Annotated in this window: 11 protein-coding genes and 3 rRNA genes; 12 read left to right on the forward strand and 2 right to left on the reverse strand. The window is 67.3% G+C overall.

Annotated elements, in window-relative coordinates; all coding sequences use genetic code 11:
• The first annotated feature begins 15 nt into the window (after nt 1–15).
• The 3 genes from DEJ29_RS06605 to DEJ29_RS06615 are packed head-to-tail and all read left to right on the forward strand — an operon-like array spanning nt 16 to nt 3,073.
• On the forward strand, nt 16–501 hold the full coding sequence (locus DEJ29_RS06605) for a ribose-5-phosphate isomerase (RefSeq protein WP_071406070.1): 486 nt from the start codon (nt 16–18) through the stop codon (nt 499–501).
• A complete protein-coding gene (locus tag DEJ29_RS06610) occupies nt 501–2,159 on the forward strand; it encodes a triose-phosphate isomerase (RefSeq protein WP_258376032.1) in 1,659 nt (552 codons plus the stop codon). The genes DEJ29_RS06605 and DEJ29_RS06610 overlap by 1 nt, the downstream gene beginning before the upstream one ends.
• Entirely contained in the window at nt 2,156–3,073 is a 918-nt protein-coding gene (locus DEJ29_RS06615; protein ID WP_071406073.1) for a phosphogluconate dehydrogenase C-terminal domain-containing protein, read from the forward strand. The genes DEJ29_RS06610 and DEJ29_RS06615 overlap by 4 nt, the downstream gene beginning before the upstream one ends.
• A gap of 32 nt (nt 3,074–3,105) precedes the next feature.
• Here DEJ29_RS06615 and DEJ29_RS06620 read toward each other — a convergent pair whose 3' ends face one another.
• Nucleotides 3,106–4,701 carry a D-apionate lactonase family protein gene (locus DEJ29_RS06620; RefSeq protein WP_111095998.1) on the reverse strand — a complete coding sequence of 532 codons (1,596 nt, stop codon included), beginning with the start codon at nt 4,699–4,701 and terminating at the stop codon, nt 3,106–3,108.
• Nucleotides 4,702–4,781: 80 nt separating this feature from the next.
• Between DEJ29_RS06620 and DEJ29_RS06625 the strand changes: the two genes are divergently transcribed.
• Together DEJ29_RS06625 and DEJ29_RS06630 are read left to right on the forward strand one after the other, a co-directional pair.
• Entirely contained in the window at nt 4,782–5,543 is a 762-nt protein-coding gene (locus DEJ29_RS06625; protein WP_111095999.1) for an SDR family NAD(P)-dependent oxidoreductase, read from the forward strand.
• A gap of 258 nt (nt 5,544–5,801) precedes the next feature.
• A complete protein-coding gene (locus DEJ29_RS06630) occupies nt 5,802–5,996 on the forward strand; it encodes a hypothetical protein (RefSeq protein WP_071406076.1) in 195 nt (64 codons plus the stop codon).
• A 34-nt stretch (nt 5,997–6,030) separates the two neighbouring features.
• Here DEJ29_RS06630 and pdxR read toward each other — a convergent pair whose 3' ends face one another.
• Nucleotides 6,031–7,473, reverse strand: coding sequence for a MocR-like pyridoxine biosynthesis transcription factor PdxR (gene pdxR / locus DEJ29_RS06635; protein ID WP_111096000.1), 1,443 nt, complete (start codon nt 7,471–7,473; stop codon nt 6,031–6,033).
• 21 nt (nt 7,474–7,494) lie between these two features.
• On the opposite strand from pdxR, the gene DEJ29_RS06640 reads away from it, so the two are divergent.
• The 7 genes from DEJ29_RS06640 to DEJ29_RS06670 all read left to right on the forward strand — a co-directional run bounded on the left by DEJ29_RS06640 (nt 7,495) and on the right by DEJ29_RS06670 (nt 17,873).
• On the forward strand, nt 7,495–8,244 hold the full coding sequence (locus tag DEJ29_RS06640) for a pyridoxamine 5'-phosphate oxidase family protein (RefSeq protein WP_111096001.1): 750 nt from the start codon (nt 7,495–7,497) through the stop codon (nt 8,242–8,244).
• Nucleotides 8,245–8,426: 182 nt separating this feature from the next.
• Nucleotides 8,427–9,380, forward strand: coding sequence for a C40 family peptidase (locus tag DEJ29_RS06645; RefSeq protein ID WP_110865562.1), 954 nt, complete (start codon nt 8,427–8,429; stop codon nt 9,378–9,380).
• A gap of 93 nt (nt 9,381–9,473) precedes the next feature.
• Complete coding sequence (gene rlmN, locus DEJ29_RS06650) at nt 9,474–10,706, forward strand: dual-specificity RNA methyltransferase RlmN (protein WP_017885785.1); 1,233 nt, start codon at nt 9,474–9,476, stop codon at nt 10,704–10,706.
• Between the two features lie 556 nt (nt 10,707–11,262).
• Nucleotides 11,263–12,784: ribosomal RNA gene (locus DEJ29_RS06655) — 16S ribosomal RNA — on the forward strand.
• A 433-nt stretch (nt 12,785–13,217) separates the two neighbouring features.
• Nucleotides 13,218–16,346 (forward strand): 23S ribosomal RNA (locus tag DEJ29_RS06660).
• Nucleotides 16,347–16,498: 152 nt separating this feature from the next.
• A 5S ribosomal RNA gene (rrf, locus tag DEJ29_RS06665) occupies nt 16,499–16,615 on the forward strand.
• The 16S, 23S and 5S rRNA genes sit together here, the layout of an rRNA operon.
• Nucleotides 16,616–16,742: 127 nt before the next feature.
• On the forward strand, nt 16,743–17,873 hold the full coding sequence (locus DEJ29_RS06670) for an ROK family transcriptional regulator (RefSeq protein WP_111096100.1): 1,131 nt from the start codon (nt 16,743–16,745) through the stop codon (nt 17,871–17,873).

Consider the following 17,873-nt stretch of genomic DNA (forward strand, 5'->3'; position numbering starts at 1 on the left):
GAAAGGCACACCCGCATGAGTGAGCAGCAGTTCCGCATCGTCGTCGGTTCGGACGACGCCGGCTTCGACTACAAGGAAGTCATCAAGGCCGACCTCGCGAAGGACCCCCGCGTGGCCTCGGTCGTCGACGTGGGCGTGGACGCCGACGGTCACACCGCCTACCCGCACGTCGCCGTCGACGCCGCCCGTCTGGTGGCGAACGGCGAGGCCGACCGCGCGATCCTGATCTGCGGCACCGGCCTCGGTGTCGCGATCGCGGCGAACAAGGTCCCCGGCATCCGCGCCGTGACCGCGCACGACTCGTTCTCGGTGGAGCGCTCGATCCTGTCGAACGACGCCCAGGTCCTCTGCATGGGGCAGCGCGTCGTCGGGGTCGAGGTCGCGCGCCGGATGGCGAAGGAGTGGCTCGGCTACACCTTCGACCAGACGAGCGCGAGCGCCGAGAAGGTCAACGCGATCTGCGCCTACGACGGCTCCGCCCCGGTCGGGACCGACGCCTGATGCCCGCGACCACGGCGGCCGCCCCGGTGACGATCGGGGTGTCGCTCAAGATGTACTTCTCGCACGCCCGGACGCTCGAGTGGGCGGCCGCCGTGGCCGACATCGCCCGGAGCCACCCGGCGGTTCGGTCCGGCGCGGTCGAGCTCTTCGTGGTGCCGACGTTCCCGTCGCTCGTCCCGGTCCGTGCGGTGATCGGGGACGCCCCCGTGACGCTCGGCGCCCAGGACCTGGCGTGGGCGGACAGCGGCGCCTTCACCGGCGAGGTCTCCGGCGCCGAACTCCGTGAGATCGGGGTCGACCTCGTCGAGATCGCACACGCCGAGCGACGCGAACTGTTCCACGAGACGGACGACGAGATCGCCGGGAAGGTACACGCGGCGTACCGCAACCACCTGCGGCCCCTGATCTGCATCGGCGAGACCGAGCGCGCCGCCGACGGCGACCCCGCGGCAGCAATCGCCGAGGTCACCGCGCAGCTCGACCGCTTCACCGCCACTGCGACCGCCGACGGCTTGGCCGGACCGCTCATCGCCGCGTACGAGCCGGTGTGGGCGATCGGCGCCCCGCAGCCCGCGCCCGACGAGCACATCGTCGCGGTCCTGGCCGGCATCGAGCAGCACCTGGCGACCCGGCCGGAGCTCGCCGGCTCCGCCGCGATCTACGGCGGCAGTGCCGGCCCGGGCCTGCTGACCCGCGGTGCCGGACGCATCGGCGGGCTGTTCCTCGGCCGCTTCGCCCACGACCCGGAGGCGATCCGCACGATCCTCGACGAAGCCCGAGGCGCTGGACGCGACGCAGGACGGAGCACCGGCGTGACCTCCCTGCTCGGCCTCTCCACCTACGCCTACTTCTGGCGCATGTCCGACCGCGTCCCGTCGCCGATGTCCCTCGACGACGCCCTGCGCGACGCCGCGACCCACGACGGCGTCGACCTGTTCCAGATCTGCGACCACCTGCCGCTCGACACCGCGACCGACGAGCGCCTGGCCTCGATCCGGTCCCTGGCCGCCGACCTCGGTCTCACGCTCGAGGTCGGCACCCGCGGCACCCGGCCGGAGCACCTCGCCCGGTACCTGCACGTCGCACAGCAGCTCGGCGCGACCCTCGTGCGGAGCATGTGGACGAGCGGCGACGACCAGCCCGACGCGGCCGAGACCGAACGACGCCTGCGGCAGGCGCTCCCCGCCTACGAGCGCGCGGGCGTGACCCTCGCGCTGGAGACCTACGAGGTCGTCGCCACCGCCGACCTCGTCGCCGTCGTCCAGGCGTTCGGCTCCGACCACCTCGGCATCTGCCTCGACCCGGCGAACACCGTGGCACGGCTCGAACACCCGGGGGACGTCGTGGCGATGACCGCCCCGCACGTCGTCAACTGGCACGTCAAGGACTCCGCCTTCACCCGCTCACCGGGCTGGGTCGGGTTCCAGTACACCGGCGTCCCGATCGGCACCGGGGTCCTCGACCACGACGCCGTCCGTGCCGCGCTCCAGCCGGACACCCGGGGGATCAACCGCGTCATCGAGTTCTGGCTGCCGTGGCAGGACGAGCACGCCGGCGCCGAACCCCTGCCGGGGGAGACCCCCGCACAGACCACCACCCGCATCGAAGCGGCGTGGACCGAACACACCATCGAGTACATCAGGAGCAAGGAATCATGACCGACACCGTCACCACCACCCACACCGTCGCTGCCGGATCCGGCACGGCCGACGTCACCGTCGCCGTGATCGGTGCCGGCGGCAAGATGGGCACCCGCGTCTCGAACAACTTCGCGAAGAGCGAGTACACCACCCTGTACAGCGAGGCCTCGCCCGCCGGCCAGGAGCGCATCCAGGCCCTCGGCCGCGAGATCACCGACAGCCTCGACGCGGCGAAGGCCGCCGACGTCGTCATCCTCGCCGTCCCGGACGTCCTGCTCGGCACCATCTCGGAGCAGCTCGTCCCCGTCATGAAGCCCGGCGCGTCGATCCTGACGCTCGACCCGGCCGCCGCCTACGCGGGTCTCCTCGCCAAGCGCGAGGACATCCACTACGCCGTGGCGCACCCGTGCCACCCGTCGGTGTTCCTCGAGCGCACCACCAAGGCCGAGTGGGACGACACCTTCGGTGGCATCGCCGCCCCGCAGGAGGTCATCGCGGCCTTCGACGCCTCGGAGTCGCTCGGCGACGAGGGCGACCGCGCCAAGGCCGTCGCCGAGGCCGTCATCACCACGATGTACGCCCCGGTCATCCAGGTGCACTGGGTCACGGTGAAGCAGCTGGCCGTGCTCGAGCCGACCCTGGTCGAGACCATCGCCTGCATGATCGGCGACTTCCTCAACGACGCCCTCGAGGAGACCGTCACCGGTGTCGGCGTGCCCCGCGAGGCCGCCCGCGCCATGCTCTACGGCCACACCTGGATCGCGCTCACGAACGGCCTGCGCGGCTCGAACCCGTTCTCCGACGCCTGCCACATCGCGATGGGCTACGGCCGCGAGAAGCTCATCAAGGAGGACTGGAAGCAGGTCTTCGACGACAGCGAGCTCGACTCGGTCATCGCGAAGATGCTCAAGATCGACGCCGTCCGGCGCTGAGCCGCACCGCCACCGACCACCGCGCCGACCCGTCAGCGCGCCCGGACCGGAACGCCCCGCCGACCCCCTTCCGGCGGGGCGTTCCCCGTGCCGTCGGCGGCCACGAACCCGCGCGGCCCCCACGCCTCCGTCAGCGTGATCGAGGCCACGCCCGGCACGGTCAGCGCCCGCACCGCGTCGGCGAACCACCGCTCGGCGGCCGGCGTGTGCTGCGCCGGGTCGGTCGCGTCCGGAACGGTCTCCGGCCCGTACCCGTGCTCGACGGTCGTGTGCGTCACGACCCGGGTCGGCGCCGTCGCCACCGCGTTGAACCGTGGTCGCAGCGTCACCGGTCCGACGTGCAGCGCCCTGCCGGCGGCCAGCCTGGAGGCACTGCTCACCACCCAGCGCTGCATCCGGATCGACTCGGTCACCTGTTCGGACGACCGGTCGTGCATCTGTGGCGTCACGCTGCAGGTCAGGGGGCCGTCCCAGCCCGAGAACAGCGCGATCGACCGGTTCAGCTCGGTGAAGTGGGCCCGGGTACCGGCGACGACCTCCAGCGTGCCGACCGCTGCCACCGCTTCGCGCAGCGCCCGCTGCAGCGCCGGCGTCGTCACGTGCGACACCGGGTCGAACGCCCCGACGCGAGCCACCGGCCCGCCGTCGAGCACCGCGTCGATCGCCGCGCGCAGCAGTGCCGGGTCGTCGGTGACGAACCGGACGTCCAGGGGTGCACCACCCGCGTCCCGCCGGGCCGAGGCGAGCACCGCCTCGACGTTCGGGGCACCGAGGACCGGTTCGACCAGGATCGGGAACCCGCGGAGCAGGTCGGCGTCGTCCGGGCGCGCAGCGACCGGCGCCGAACCCGCGAGCAGCTGGAGCGTCGGCGGCGGCGTGACCACGGCACCGGGACCCGGCCCGTCGAGCGCCGCGAGGTCCGGGGCGGGGGAGGCCGCGCCTCCCGACCGGGTGCCCGGACCACCTGCCGAACCGACCGCCGTTGCACGCAGGGTGAGCCCCTGACGGACCGTCGTCCCCGGTGAGAGGGCGATCGGGAACGGCTCGGCGAGCGGCGTCGAGTACGTCTTGAACGAGGCGTCGGTCCAGTTCCGCTGGTCCTCGGTCTCGAACACGTCACCGGTCAGGTCGAGCGACAGCGCGGTCGCGCCCACCGACCAGTCGAGCCCGGCGACGGCGACGGCCGGCTGGTGCGGCGCGATCCAGAACGGGAACGCCGTCGCGGTGGTGTCACCGGACGGATGCCGCACCGTGAGCGGCTGCCCGGCCAGGGTCGGCGGGTGCAGGACGACGAGTCCGATGCGGTTGCGGCGGAAGGCCCGCGTGACCGTCCCAACCGCGGCGACCCGCAGGGTGTCGTCGTCGAGCGTGACCTCGAGGACGGCGCGCACGACCTCGACGCCGTCGTATCGTGCACTGGTCTCGATGCGGATGCGGCCCTCGTCGCCGTCCACCGTCCGTGTCGACACCGTGTCGTCGGCCGTACGCCAGTCGTGGTCGCGGACGACGAACCGGACGGCACGCAGGACGAGCACGCCCCGGAACGTGACGTCGGCGAGTTCGGCTCCGCGCAGGGCCAGACGCCAGGGTCCGACGGACACGATCTCGTCGTTCGACGTCGCGGTCATGGTGCATGCCTAGCACCGGTCAACCGGTTGGGCAATGATGGGTGTGACGGAGCAGCGCTGCTCCGAGGACGGAGTCCCACATGACCGCACGACTCGACGGCCGGACCGCACTCGTCACGGGAGCGGGGGCCGGCATCGGCCGCGCGATCGCCGACCGGTTCGTGGCCGAGGGGGCCACCGTCGTCTACGCCGACCGCGACGCCGATGCGGCCGCCGGTGCCGCCGCCGCAGCCGGCCCGACCGCGATCGGCCTGACGATGGACATCGCCGACGAGGCGAGCGTGGCCGCGGGGTTCGCCGATCTGGCCGACCGTGGTGCGAGCCCCGACGTGGTGGTCGCGAACGCCGGTGTGCAGCTGTTCGGCCACGACGCGAAGGTCGCCGACCTGTCGCTCGAGACCTGGGACCGCACGGTCGCGGTCAACCTCACCGGCACGTTCCTGACGATCAAGCACGCCGTCCGGGCGATGCTCGCGGGCGGCACCGGCGGGTCGGTCATCGCCACGGGGTCGCCGACCGGCCTGAACGGTGAGGGCGCCGACTTCGCGGCGTACTCCTCGACCAAGGGCGGCATCCACGCACTCGTCCGGGCGACCGCGATGGCCTACGCGCGGGACGGCATCCGGGTGAACACGGTGGTGCCGGGCTACACCGAGACCGGCCTCGTGTCGGCGATCTCCGGTGACCCCGAGGCCCGAGCCGCGATCGTCGCCCGCTCCCCGCTCGGTCGCCCGGGCACCCCCGACGACGTCACCGGCATCATGGTCTACCTGGCCAGCCCGGAGTCGTCCTACGCCACCGGAGCGGAGTTCCGCGTCGACGGCGGCATGACGAGCCTCTGACCCGTCTCACGCCCCGCCCGTCCTGCGAAAGCGACAGTGTTCCACCGAACGTTCGCGGCACACTGTCGCCCTGACGGGACAGTCGCCGCAGCGGTGACGAGGTCTGTCGCTTCCGCGGACACGTTGCACCCGCCACCGACCCCGCCACACCACCCTGGAGGCCCGGGGCGGCCCCGTCAGGCCGTGCCGCGCCCGCCGTTTGGCCGCGGAACGCAGCACGTGGTTCCGCGGCTCCCGGCACGCGTACCGTCCGTCGCGATGACCGAATCACCCACCACCACCGCCCCGTCGAACTACGAGTCCGCCGACGGCGTGGACCCCCTGCACGTCACCACCTACCGACAGGTCCGCAAGGCCGCCCGTCGCGGACACGCACTGCCCGGCGACGCCGGAGAACCCTCGCTCGCCGACCTCGTGAACGCCCGGAAGAACGGCACCGCAGACTCCCGCTGACGCGGACTGGCCAGAGGCCGCGTCGGGCGCACGGTCAGCCCTGCGCGACGGCTGCCACCAGCGCGTCGAGCGCCCGGTCGAGCTCCGGCATCGTCACGGCGCCGTAGCCGAACACGATGCCCGGCGGCGTGCTGCCGGGAGCGAGCCCGTACTCCTCGAGCGACGCCACGAGCACCCCGGCGTCCGCCAGCCGACGCGTGATCTCCGCCCCGGTGGTCGGACCCGACCACGTGACCACCGCGTGCAGCCCGCCGTTCAGAGCACGAGCCTCCAGGCCGGCGACGCCGCCGAGCCGAGCCGCAATCCGGGCCCGGCGGTGCGTGTAGTCCCGCCGGACCCGACCCAGGTGTCGCCGCAGCGCACCCGTCCGCAGCAGGTGCACGAGCGCGGCCTGCACCGGTTCGGCGACGACCGCGCCCCGAGCCCGACGAGCGGCGAGCACCGCCTCCGTCACCGGGGAACCGGTCGCTGCGACCATCGGCAGCACGACGTACGCGCAGCGCAGCCGGGGGTCGAGGGTCTTCGAGAAGCCGCCGACGTGCAGCACCACGCCCTCGGCGTCGAGTGCGGCCAGCGCGGGCACGGGCGTGCCGCGGTGCCGGAACTCGGAGTCGTAGTCGTCCTCCACCACCACGGTGCCGGTGCTGGCGGCCCAGGCGAGGAGCCGCCGGCGCCGGGCGACGGGCATCACCGATCCGAGCGGGTACTGGTGGGTCGGGCTGACCAGGACGGCGTCGACCGGTCCGGCGGCCTCGAGTGCGTCGAGGTCGAGGCCGTCCTCGCCGACCGGGACGCCCACCAGGGACCCGCCCGCACTCGTGACCGCACGGTGTCCGGTGCGGTAGCCGGGGTCCTCGACGGCGACGACGGGAGCGCGACCCAGCAGCCCCCGCAGCGCCTCGGTGACGAGCGACAGCGCCTCCGAGGTCCCCGCGGTCACGAGCACCCGGTCGACCGACGTCGTGAACCCGCGGGTCAGGCCGAGCTGGGCGACGACCTGTGCGCGCAGGTCGGGGGAGCCGAGCGGGTCCGCGATCGCGTTCCGGAGCGGTGCCGACGCCGCTGCGTGCCAGGCTGCCCGCCAGTCCCGCTGCGGGATGGCGGTGACGGCGGGGATGCCCGGACGGCAGTCGATGAGCGAGGACGTCGGGTCCGGACCGTCCGGATCGGGGGAGCGGGCGCCGACCGGAGCCGAATCCGGCGTCATGCCCGCGTCCACCGTCACACTCGCCGCGACCCGGGCGAGGGCACCGTGCCGCGTCCGCAGGTACCCCTCGCCGTCGAGCTGCTCGTACGCCGCGACGACCGTGCCCCGGGCCACCCCGAGCTCCGCCGCCAGCGCCCGCGTCGACGGCAACGGATCGCCCTCGCGCAGGGTGCCGTCGTGCACCATCCCACGCACCCGTGCCACCACACCGGACACCTTGCTCGACTGGTCCACCGTGATCGCCCCGATCTGGTCCAGGCGCCGGACCACTGGTGACCCTAGCGTGACGACATGCCCACCTCGAGCCCCGAACCAGAACCGACCGCCGACGACCCCTCGCTCCGCGTCCGCCGCCTGCGCGACCGCCAGTCCGACGACCCCGCCGTCCTGCGCGCGATCCTCGCCGAGGCCCACCTCGCCCACGTCGGCATCGTCCGCGGCGGCCACCCCGTCGTCCTGCCGTTCCTCTGCGCCGTCGGGGACCTCGGCGACGGTCCCGTCCTGCTGCTGCACGGCTCGACCGGTGGCGGTCTGTTCCTCGACGCCGGCGCCGAGGGCGTCCCGGTCGCCGCCACCGTCACCCACCTGGACGGCCTCGTCTTCGCACGCTCGACCAACGACAGCTCGGCGAACTACCGCAGCGCGATGATCGCCGGGCGCGCGACCGTGGTGCCGACCGACCTCCGCGCCGAAGCCCTCTGGCAGGTGGCCGACCACCTCATGCCGGGCCGCCGAGCCGAGGTGCGCGAGATGACCGCGAAGGAGGTCCGCGCCACCCAGGTCCTCCAGCTGCCCCTCGACCGCGCGAGCGTCAAGGTCCGCGCCCACGGTGTCGGCGAGGACCCGGCCGACGGCGAGGACCACTCCGTCTGGGCGGGCGTCCTGCCACTCGCGGTGCGCGCCGGTGTCCCGATCCCGGGGGACATCTCGGGGGACAGCCCGGTGGACGCATCGGTCGTCGCGCTGTCGGCTCGCCTCGACCGCCTGGCCGCCGACCGGGAGGCCCGGATCGCCGCCGTCATGCGGGTCACGCCGGTCTGAGCCCGGGTCCACCGCCGCGGGCCGGCTCCGGAACGCCGGTGCGTGCCGTCGGAGTGGCCTGCGAGCGGTGCTCGTTCCTGTGACCAGCCGCAGGAACACTCCGGCGCTGCCCAGCCGCGAGCACCGTCGTGACCAATACGTTACTTTCCGGACCGCCGAGTGGTCCCGACCCGGAAGGACCCATGGGACGCCACACCCTGCCTGCAGCAGCCGACGACCGTCAGCCCGCGCGAACGCACACGCACCCCGCGGTCGACCCCGCGCCGCTGACGCCGGACACGCAGCAGTCCCGTCCCCGTGGTCGCCGCTCGGCCCTCGGCCCCGCGGCCGCCCGCTCCACCTTCGTCGAGCACCCGAAGCCGGCCCGGACCGTGCGGATGCAGCCGCGTCCCGCCCCCGTCGCGTCGTCGGCCGGCAGTGCGGTGCTGAGCCGGACCGCCACCCTGCGTGCCGAGCGCGCCGTCGACCCGCGGCACATCCGTCGTTCCGCGAACGCGAAGCGTGCCGCGATCCTGCTCGCCCCCGCGATCGCAGTGACCTCGAGCCTGACGCTCGCCCTGCCCGCGAACGCCGACACCCTGCCCGCGGACACCCGCTCGGGCACGACCACGGCGCAGGCCGCCCAGACCTTCACGGTGGCGCACGACGTCCAGGTCCCCGTGGTCTCCACCGACGGCATGACCACCACGACGACGATCGTGTCGTACCCGACGCTCGACCTCCGCTTCGGGGTGACGACCGCGCAGGCACAGTCCGCGTTGTCCGCCGCACTCTCGGCCGGCGGCGACCGGGCCACGATCGTGCAGACCGCCCTGCAGTACATGGGGGACCCGTACGTCGAAGGCGGAGCGAGCCACGAGGGCATCGACTGCTCCGGGCTCACTATGGTCGCGTACCAGGCCGTGGGGATCCAGCTCGTGCACTACGTGCCGACGCAGGACGCCGTCGCCACCACGATCCCCGAGTCCGAGGCACTGCCGGGCGACCTCGTCGTGTACGACGACGAGGACCACGTCGGCCTGTACCTCGGCCAGGGACTCGTCCTGCAGGCACCGCACCCGGGCGAGGTCGTCGACATCGTCCCGATGTACTCGGCGGCGCACCACTTCGCGCGTGTCCTGCCCGCCGGCAGCTGACCCGACCAGCCGTGGCGCGGCCCTGGTGGTGACCACCAGGACCACCCGGACGGGGCGTCCCCACCGATCACGGGCCTCCCGTATCCTGGAGTGATGGCTTCCGACACCCGCACCCCGTTCGAACAGCAGCAGTCTGCTCGTCCGCAGGTGCGCCCGCGCACCGAGGGCTGGAAGCAGGCCACCGACACCGACGGTCGCCCGCTGCTGCAGTTCGCGTCCCCGAAGCGTGGCAAGCCGCCCGTGCACCTGGCCGACCTGACGGCCGAGGAACGCGAGGCCCGCGTGAAGGAACTCGGCCTGCCCGGGTTCCGCGCCAAGCAGCTCGCGACCCACTACTTCCAGCACTACACGTCCGACCCGGCCAAGATGACCGACCTGCCCGCCGCCCAGCGGGAGCAGCTCGTCGCCGGGATGCTGCCGCCGCTCCTCACCGAGACCCGGCGGCTGGCGACGGACAACGGCGACACGATCAAGTTCCTCTGGAAGCTGCACGACGGCGCCCTGGTCGAGTCGGTCCTCATGCGCTACCCGGGCCGCATCACCCTGTGCGTCTCGTCCCAGGCCGGGTGCGGCATGAACTGCCCGTTCTGCGCCACCGGCCAGGCGGGGCTGACCCGCAACATGTCCACCGCCGAGATCATCGAGCAGATCGTCCGGGCCAACGCCGCGATCGCCGCTGGTGAGCTCGGGGGTGATCCCCGCAAGGGCGGCAACGACCGCGTCGACGCCGAGCGCGTGACGAACATCGTGTTCATGGGCATGGGGGAGCCGCTCGCGAACTACAAGCGGGTGATGGACGCCGTGCGGTTGATGGTCGCGCCGCAGCCGAACGGTCTCGGCATGAGTGCCCGCGGCATCACGGTGTCGACCGTCGGACTCGTGCCGGCGATGATCAAGCTCGCGGACGAAGGGATCCCGCTCACCTTCGCGTTGTCCCTGCACGCACCCGACGACGAGCTCCGCGACGAGCTCATCCCGGTGAACTCGCGCTGGAAGGCCGACGAGGCGATCGACGCCGCGCACAACTACTACGTCAAGACGGGCCGTCGTGTCTCGATCGAGTACGCGCTCATCAAGGACATGAACGACCACGCCTGGAGAGCCGACCTGCTCGCCGAGAAGCTCAACAAGCGCGGCAAGGGGTGGGTGCACGTCAACCCGATCCCGCTCAACCCGACGCCGGGCTCGGTGTGGACCTCGTCCGAGGTGCACGTGCAGGACGAGTTCGTCCGCCGACTCAACGCCGCCGGCATCCCGACGACCCTGCGCGACACCCGCGGCAAGGAGATCGACGGGGCGTGCGGCCAGTTGGCCGCGGCCGAGTAGGTCGGTCCTGTTCGTTCGGGAGGCACGGTGCGGGTTCGCACCGTGCCTTCCGTCGTTCCAGGGGTCGCGCTCACCCCCCTTCGATCCCCGGAAACCCGGGGGACACGTGCCGTTCACCCAGCTGCGACACGCCCGGGAGGGACGACGGTTGGCAGGGCCCCCGGGGCGTGTGTAAAGTAATCACTCGTTGCCGCTGAGGCGGAGAACGGAACGGCCGAGACGGTCACAGGGTGCAAGTCCTGGATGCGCAGTCCGGACGGGGTCCCGCTCAGGCAACATCCCCCCGAAGAAGTCGAAGTGATTCGACGTGTCTGACGGTGGAACAAGACGAATGCCTCTCTGGCGGAACCTTTCGGGGTCGAGCGGGGAGTGCGTCTGGTCCTTGAGAACTCAACAGCGTGCACATTGTCAATGCCAATTTATTGATTGACCTCGTGCCTGGTCGGCTTGCTGACTGGGTCATGAAGCAATTCCTTTTGGATTGAAGATTGTCAGTAGACAGTCAACAGTCAGAATCAACTCGGTCTGATGCCTTCGGGTGTTGGGTCTGTATTTTTTTACGGAGAGTTTGATCCTGGCTCAGGACGAACGCTGGCGGCGTGCTTAACACATGCAAGTCGAACGATGATGCCCAGCTTGCTGGGTGGATTAGTGGCGAACGGGTGAGTAACACGTGAGTAACCTGCCCCTGACTCTGGGATAAGCGTTGGAAACGACGTCTAATACTGGATATGATCACTGGCCGCATGGTCTGGTGGTGGAAAGATTTTTTGGTTGGGGATGGACTCGCGGCCTATCAGCTTGTTGGTGAGGTAATGGCTCACCAAGGCGACGACGGGTAGCCGGCCTGAGAGGGTGACCGGCCACACTGGGACTGAGACACGGCCCAGACTCCTACGGGAGGCAGCAGTGGGGAATATTGCACAATGGGCGAAAGCCTGATGCAGCAACGCCGCGTGAGGGATGACGGCCTTCGGGTTGTAAACCTCTTTTAGTAGGGAAGAAGCGAAAGTGACGGTACCTGCAGAAAAAGCACCGGCTAACTACGTGCCAGCAGCCGCGGTAATACGTAGGGTGCAAGCGTTGTCCGGAATTATTGGGCGTAAAGAGCTCGTAGGCGGTTTGTCGCGTCTGCTGTGAAATCCCGAGGCTCAACCTCGGGCTTGCAGTGGGTACGGGCAGACTAGAGTGCGGTAGGGGAGATTGGAATTCCTGGTGTAGCGGTGGAATGCGCAGATATCAGGAGGAACACCGATGGCGAAGGCAGATCTCTGGGCCGTAACTGACGCTGAGGAGCGAAAGCATGGGGAGCGAACAGGATTAGATACCCTGGTAGTCCATGCCGTAAACGTTGGGCGCTAGATGTAGGGACCTTTCCACGGTTTCTGTGTCGTAGCTAACGCATTAAGCGCCCCGCCTGGGGAGTACGGCCGCAAGGCTAAAACTCAAAGGAATTGACGGGGGCCCGCACAAGCGGCGGAGCATGCGGATTAATTCGATGCAACGCGAAGAACCTTACCAAGGCTTGACATACACCGGAAACGGCCAGAGATGGTCGCCCCCTTGTGGTCGGTGTACAGGTGGTGCATGGTTGTCGTCAGCTCGTGTCGTGAGATGTTGGGTTAAGTCCCGCAACGAGCGCAACCCTCGTTCTATGTTGCCAGCGGGTTATGCCGGGGACTCATAGGAGACTGCCGGGGTCAACTCGGAGGAAGGTGGGGATGACGTCAAATCATCATGCCCCTTATGTCTTGGGCTTCACGCATGCTACAATGGCCGGTACAAAGGGCTGCGATACCGTAAGGTGGAGCGAATCCCAAAAAGCCGGTCTCAGTTCGGATTGAGGTCTGCAACTCGACCTCATGAAGTCGGAGTCGCTAGTAATCGCAGATCAGCAACGCTGCGGTGAATACGTTCCCGGGCCTTGTACACACCGCCCGTCAAGTCATGAAAGTCGGTAACACCCGAAGCCGGTGGCCTAACCCTTGTGGAAGGAGCCGTCGAAGGTGGGATCGGTGATTAGGACTAAGTCGTAACAAGGTAGCCGTACCGGAAGGTGCGGCTGGATCACCTCCTTTCTAAGGAGCATCTGGTCAGTGCTGGTCGCCCATTAGGGGTGGTTGGTTGCTGGTCCAGGCGCCTGTTTCGGACCGAACGTGTCCGACGGGTAGCTCATGGGTGGAACATTGACAGTGCAGTTGGGAGTGATGCTTCCGACCTCAGTACGCTCTGCTTGCAGGGTTGGGACGGGTCGTGGGTGGAGCTGCTGGCTGGTGCACGTTGTTGGGTCCTGAGGGACCAGGCTTCCTACTGTCACGTGAGTGATGGTGGGGGTTGGGCCTACGGGTCCTTCGTCGGGCCAGGGTGAACCTACCGTTGTGGTGGGGGAGTGCTGGTGCCGATCGTATGTTGAGAACTACACAGTGGACGCGAGCATCTTTGATTCGCGTCATCCATGATCAGCCTTCGGGTTGGTGTGGTGTGACGTTGGATCGCAATTTTAATCTTTGTGGTCAAGTTTCTAAGAGCAAACGGTGGATGCCTTGGCATCTGGAGCCGATGAAGGACGTAGAAATCTGCGATAAGCCTCGGGGAGCTGATAATCGAGCTGTGATCCGAGGATTTCCGAATGGGGAAACCCCGCCAGGCGCTTTTGCGACCTGGTGACTCCCGCCTGAATATATAGGGCGGGTAGAGGGAACGTGGGGAAGTGAAACATCTCAGTACCCACAGGAAGAGAAAACAACATGTGATTCCGTGAGTAGTGGCGAGCGAAAGCGGATGAGGCTAAACCGATCATGTGTGATAGCCGGCGGGCGTTGCATGGTCGGGGTTGTGGGACACGTCACTCAGTTCTGCCGGACTGGGACGGTTACAGCGCATCATAGTCGAACCGGTTTGAAAGCCGGGCCGTAGTGGGTGCCAGCCCCGTAGACGAAATGGTGTTATGGCCGGATGTGTATCCCAAGTAGCACGGGGCCCGAGAAATCCCGTGTGAATCTGTCAGGACCACCTGATAAGCCTAAATACTCCCAGATGACCGATAGCGGACAAGTACCGTGAGGGAAAGGTGAAAAGTACCCCGGGAGGGGAGTGAAATAGTACCTGAAACCGTTTGCTTACAAACCGTCGGAGCCTCCTTAGTAGGGGTGACGGCGTGCCTTTTGAAGAATGAGCCTGCGAGTTAGTGATATGTGGCGAGGTTAACCCGTGAGGGGCAGCCGTAGCGAAAGCGAGTCTGAATAGGGCGTTTGAGTCGCATGTTCTAGACCCGAAGCGAAGTGATCTATCCATGGCCAGGTTGAAGCGACGGTAAGACGTCGTGGAGGACCGAACCCACTTCAGTTGAAAATGGAGGGGATGAGCTGTGGATAGGGGTGAAAGGCCAATCAAACTTCGTGATAGCTGGTTCTCTCCGAAATGCATTTAGGTGCAGCGTTGCGTGTTTCTCGCCGGAGGTAGAGCTACTGGATGGCCGATGGGCCTCAACAGGTTACTGACGTCAGCCAAACTCCGAATGCCGGTGAGTGAGAGCGCAGCAGTGAGACGGTGGGGGATAAGCTTCATCGTCGAGAGGGAAACAACCCAGACTACCAACTAAGGTCCCTAAGCGTGTGCTAAGTGGGAAAGGATGTGGAGTTGCACAGACAACCAGGAGGTTGGCTTAGAAGCAGCCACCCTTGAAAGAGTGCGTAATAGCTCACTGGTCAAGTGATTCCGCGCCGACAATGTAACGGGGCTCAAGCACACCACCGAAGTTGTAGATTTCGCACTATAGACAAGCCTTCGTGGTTCAGTCGTGCGGAGTGGTAGGAGAGCGTCGTGTGGCGAGTGAAGCGGCGGAGTGATCCAGCCGTGGACGCTACACGAGTGAGAATGCAGGCATGAGTAGCGAAAGACGGGTGAGAAACCCGTCCTCCGAAAGACCAAGGGTTCCAGGGCCAGGTTAATCCGCCCTGGGTAAGTCGGGACCTAAGGCGAGGCCGACAGGCGTAGTCGATGGACAACGGGTTGATATTCCCGTACCGGCGAACAACCGCCCAAGCTAATCCAGTGGTGCTAAGAGTCCTAACCCGGTACAACCGGATCCCTTCGGGGTGATGGTGGCCGGTCTAACGCTCGACCCCATGCTGGTGCGGTTAGCGTATGAACAGGTGTGACGCAGGAAGGTAGCTGAGCCAGGCGATGGTATCCGTAAGGTGAACCTGGTGTAAGGATGTAGGGCTGACGATAGGCAAATCCGTCGTCTGTGTGCCTGAGATCCGACGCGTACCCGTAAGGGGAAATCAGTGATCCTATGCTGCCGAGAAAAGCATCGACGCGAGGTTGCAGCCGCCCGTACCCGAAACCGACTCAGGTGGTCAGGTAGAGAATACCAAGGAGATCGAGAGAATCGTGGTTAAGGAACTCGGCAAAATGCCCCCGTAACTTCGGGAGAAGGGGGGCCGGACACGTGACCGGATTTACTCCGTGAGCGTTGAAGGCCGCAGAGACCAGTGGGAAGCGACTGTTTACTAAAAACACAGGTCCGTGCGAAGTCGCAAGACGATGTATACGGACTGACGCCTGCCCGGTGCTGGAAGGTTAAGAGGAAGGGTTAGCCTTTGGGCGAAGCTCTGAATTTAAGCCCCAGTAAACGGCGGTGGTAACTATAACCATCCTAAGGTAGCGAAATTCCTTGTCGGGTAAGTTCCGACCTGCACGAATGGCGTAACGACTTCCCAGCTGTCTCAACCGCGAACTCGGCGAAATTGCACTACGAGTAAAGATGCTCGTTACGCGCAGCAGGACGGAAAGACCCCGTGACCTTTACTACAGTTTGGTATTGGTGTTCGGAGTGGCTTGTGTAGGATAGGTGGGAGACTGTGAAGCGGGCACGCTAGTGTTCGTGGAGTCATTGTTGAAATACCACTCTGGTCACTTTGGATGTCTAACGTAGGACCCTGATCGGGTTCATGGACAGTGCCTGATGGGTAGTTTAACTGGGGCGGTTGCCTCCCAAAGAGTAACGGAGGCGCCCAAAGGTTCCCTCAACCTGGTTGGCAATCAGGTGGCGAGTGTAAGTGCACAAGGGAGCTTGACTGTGAGACTGACAGGTCGAGCAGGGACGAAAGTCGGGACTAGTGATCCGGCAGTGGCTTGTGGAAGCGCTGTCGCTCAACGGATAAAAGGTACCTCGGGGATAACAGGCTGATCTTGCCCAAGAGTCCATATCGACGGCATGGTTTGGCACCTCGATGTCGGCTCGTCGCATCCTGGGGCTGGAGTAGGTCCCAAGGGTTGGGCTGTTCGCCCATTAAAGCGGTACGCGAGCTGGGTTTAGAACGTCGTGAGACAGTTCGGTCCCTATCCGCTGCGCGCGTTGGAAATTTGAGAAGATCTATCCCTAGTACGAGAGGACCGGGATGGACGAACCTCTGGTGTGTCAGTTGTTCTGCCAAGGGCACCGCTGATTAGCTACGTTCGGACCGGATAACCGCTGAAAGCATCTAAGCGGGAAGCCGTCTTCGAGATGAGATTTCCATGCACCTTGAGTGTGAGAGGCTCCCAGCAGACTACTGGGTTGATAGGCCGGATGTGGAAGCGGGGACTAACGACCCGTGGAGCTGACCGGTACTAATAAGCCGAAGACTTGATAACACACTGATTTCCGTGCACTTGTTGCACGGGCTCGCGTCCACTTTGTGGTTCCCGACAGACGATCGGGAATCGAAACTGAATACACCGCTCTGCCCTCTTCACGGAGGGCAGCAGCTGGGACAGCTTTGAGACCAGATCATGGTCGAAGGTGTTCCGGTGGTCATAGCGAGAGGGAAACGCCCGGTCACATTCCGAACCCGGAAGCTAAGCCTCTCAGCGCCGATGGTACTGCAAGGGGGACCTTGTGGGAGAGTAGGACGCCGCCGGACTTAACGTAGAAGAACCAGGGAACCCCTGACCATTCGTGGTCAGGGGTTTTCTGCGTTCCCGGCCCGTTTGGGGTCCTTGTCGAAGGGGTCCGGTGAGGCCGTAGGATCAGCCGACGACGGAGGAACGATGACCGAAGCCTGGCCGGCCCTGCCCGATGGCTCCCGACTGGCGCTGCGGGAGATCCTCATCCACGGGGTGCTCTCCCGCGCCGAGATCGCCCGGTCACTCGGGCTCTCGCGGGCGAGCCTCACCCGGGCCATGCGCATCCTCGTGTCACAGCGGCTCGTGGTCGAGGTCGGCACTGATGTGCGCGGCGCCACCGGTCGCCCGTCGGAGCTCCTGCAGGTGAGCAGCGGGCAGTGGGAGTTCCTCGGCATCAAGCTCACGAAGGACCGCCTGTACGCCGCGGTCACGGACCTGGGCGGACGGGTCCTCGCCCTGCACGAAGAGGCGATCGACGACACCGCCGCCGAGCCGCTCGCGGAGCAGATCACGGCGGTGCTCGGCCGACTCCGTGCTGCGCATCCAGACATCTGCGCGATCGGGGTCTCGCTGCCCGGTGACGTCATGGTGCGCGCGGGGGAGTCCGTCGTCGCGGCGTCGGTGTTCCTCGGGTGGCACGAGGTGCCGTTCGCCCGGATGCTCGAGGAGCGGACGGGCATCGCCACGTTCACCGCGAACGACGTGCACGCGCTCACTGCGAAGGAGCACTGGTTCGGTGCGGGTGCCGGTCGCGGGTCGATGGTGCTCGTGACGGTCGGTGAGGGCCTGGGCCTCGGGCTCATCGCGAACGGGCAGGTCTCCACCGGGGAGCACGGGCGACTGGGGCGCATCGGGCACCTTCCAGTCCTCGGGGGCGGTCCGGACTGTGGCCTCGGTCACGCCGGGTGCGCCTCGAGCTACCTGCCGAGTCCGGTCATCGTGCGGAACGCCGGCCACGCGGGGAAGACCTACGACCAGGTGGTCGAGCTCGCCCGGGACGGCGACGAGGGCGCCCTCGCAGCGTTCGAGGATGCCGGCCGCGCCCTCGGGGTCCTGCTCGCCACCGCGGTGCACATCGCGGACCCCTCGGCGATCGTGCTGACGGGCGACGGGCTGCCCGTGTACGACCTGGCGCGGGCGACCGTGGACGAGTCGATGCGGGCCGCACTGGCGCCGTACACCGAGCCGGTGACGGTGGAGGTACAGCCGTTCGAGTTCTCGGAGTGGGCACGCGCCGGGGCGGTCCTCGCCATCCGTCGGCTGCTGGGGGAGTGA

Source organism: Curtobacterium sp. MCPF17_021 (assembly GCF_003234605.2).
Lineage (GTDB): Bacteria > Actinomycetota > Actinomycetes > Actinomycetales > Microbacteriaceae > Curtobacterium > Curtobacterium flaccumfaciens.

Coding starts and splice junctions, on each gene's coding strand:
- DEJ29_RS06605 (WP_071406070.1), top strand. CDS start 16: ATGAGTGAGCAGCAGTTCCGCATCGTCGTCGGTTCGGACGACGCCGGC.
- DEJ29_RS06610 (WP_258376032.1), top strand. CDS start 501: ATGCCCGCGACCACGGCGGCCGCCCCGGTGACGATCGGGGTGTCGCTC.
- DEJ29_RS06615 (WP_071406073.1), top strand. CDS start 2,156: ATGACCGACACCGTCACCACCACCCACACCGTCGCTGCCGGATCCGGC.
- DEJ29_RS06620 (WP_111095998.1), bottom strand. CDS start 4,701: ATGACCGCGACGTCGAACGACGAGATCGTGTCCGTCGGACCCTGGCGT.
- DEJ29_RS06625 (WP_111095999.1), top strand. CDS start 4,782: ATGACCGCACGACTCGACGGCCGGACCGCACTCGTCACGGGAGCGGGG.
- DEJ29_RS06630 (WP_071406076.1), top strand. CDS start 5,802: ATGACCGAATCACCCACCACCACCGCCCCGTCGAACTACGAGTCCGCC.
- DEJ29_RS06640 (WP_111096001.1), top strand. CDS start 7,495: ATGCCCACCTCGAGCCCCGAACCAGAACCGACCGCCGACGACCCCTCG.
- DEJ29_RS06645 (WP_110865562.1), top strand. CDS start 8,427: ATGGGACGCCACACCCTGCCTGCAGCAGCCGACGACCGTCAGCCCGCG.
- rlmN (WP_017885785.1), top strand. CDS start 9,474: ATGGCTTCCGACACCCGCACCCCGTTCGAACAGCAGCAGTCTGCTCGT.
- DEJ29_RS06670 (WP_111096100.1), top strand. CDS start 16,743: ATGACCGAAGCCTGGCCGGCCCTGCCCGATGGCTCCCGACTGGCGCTG.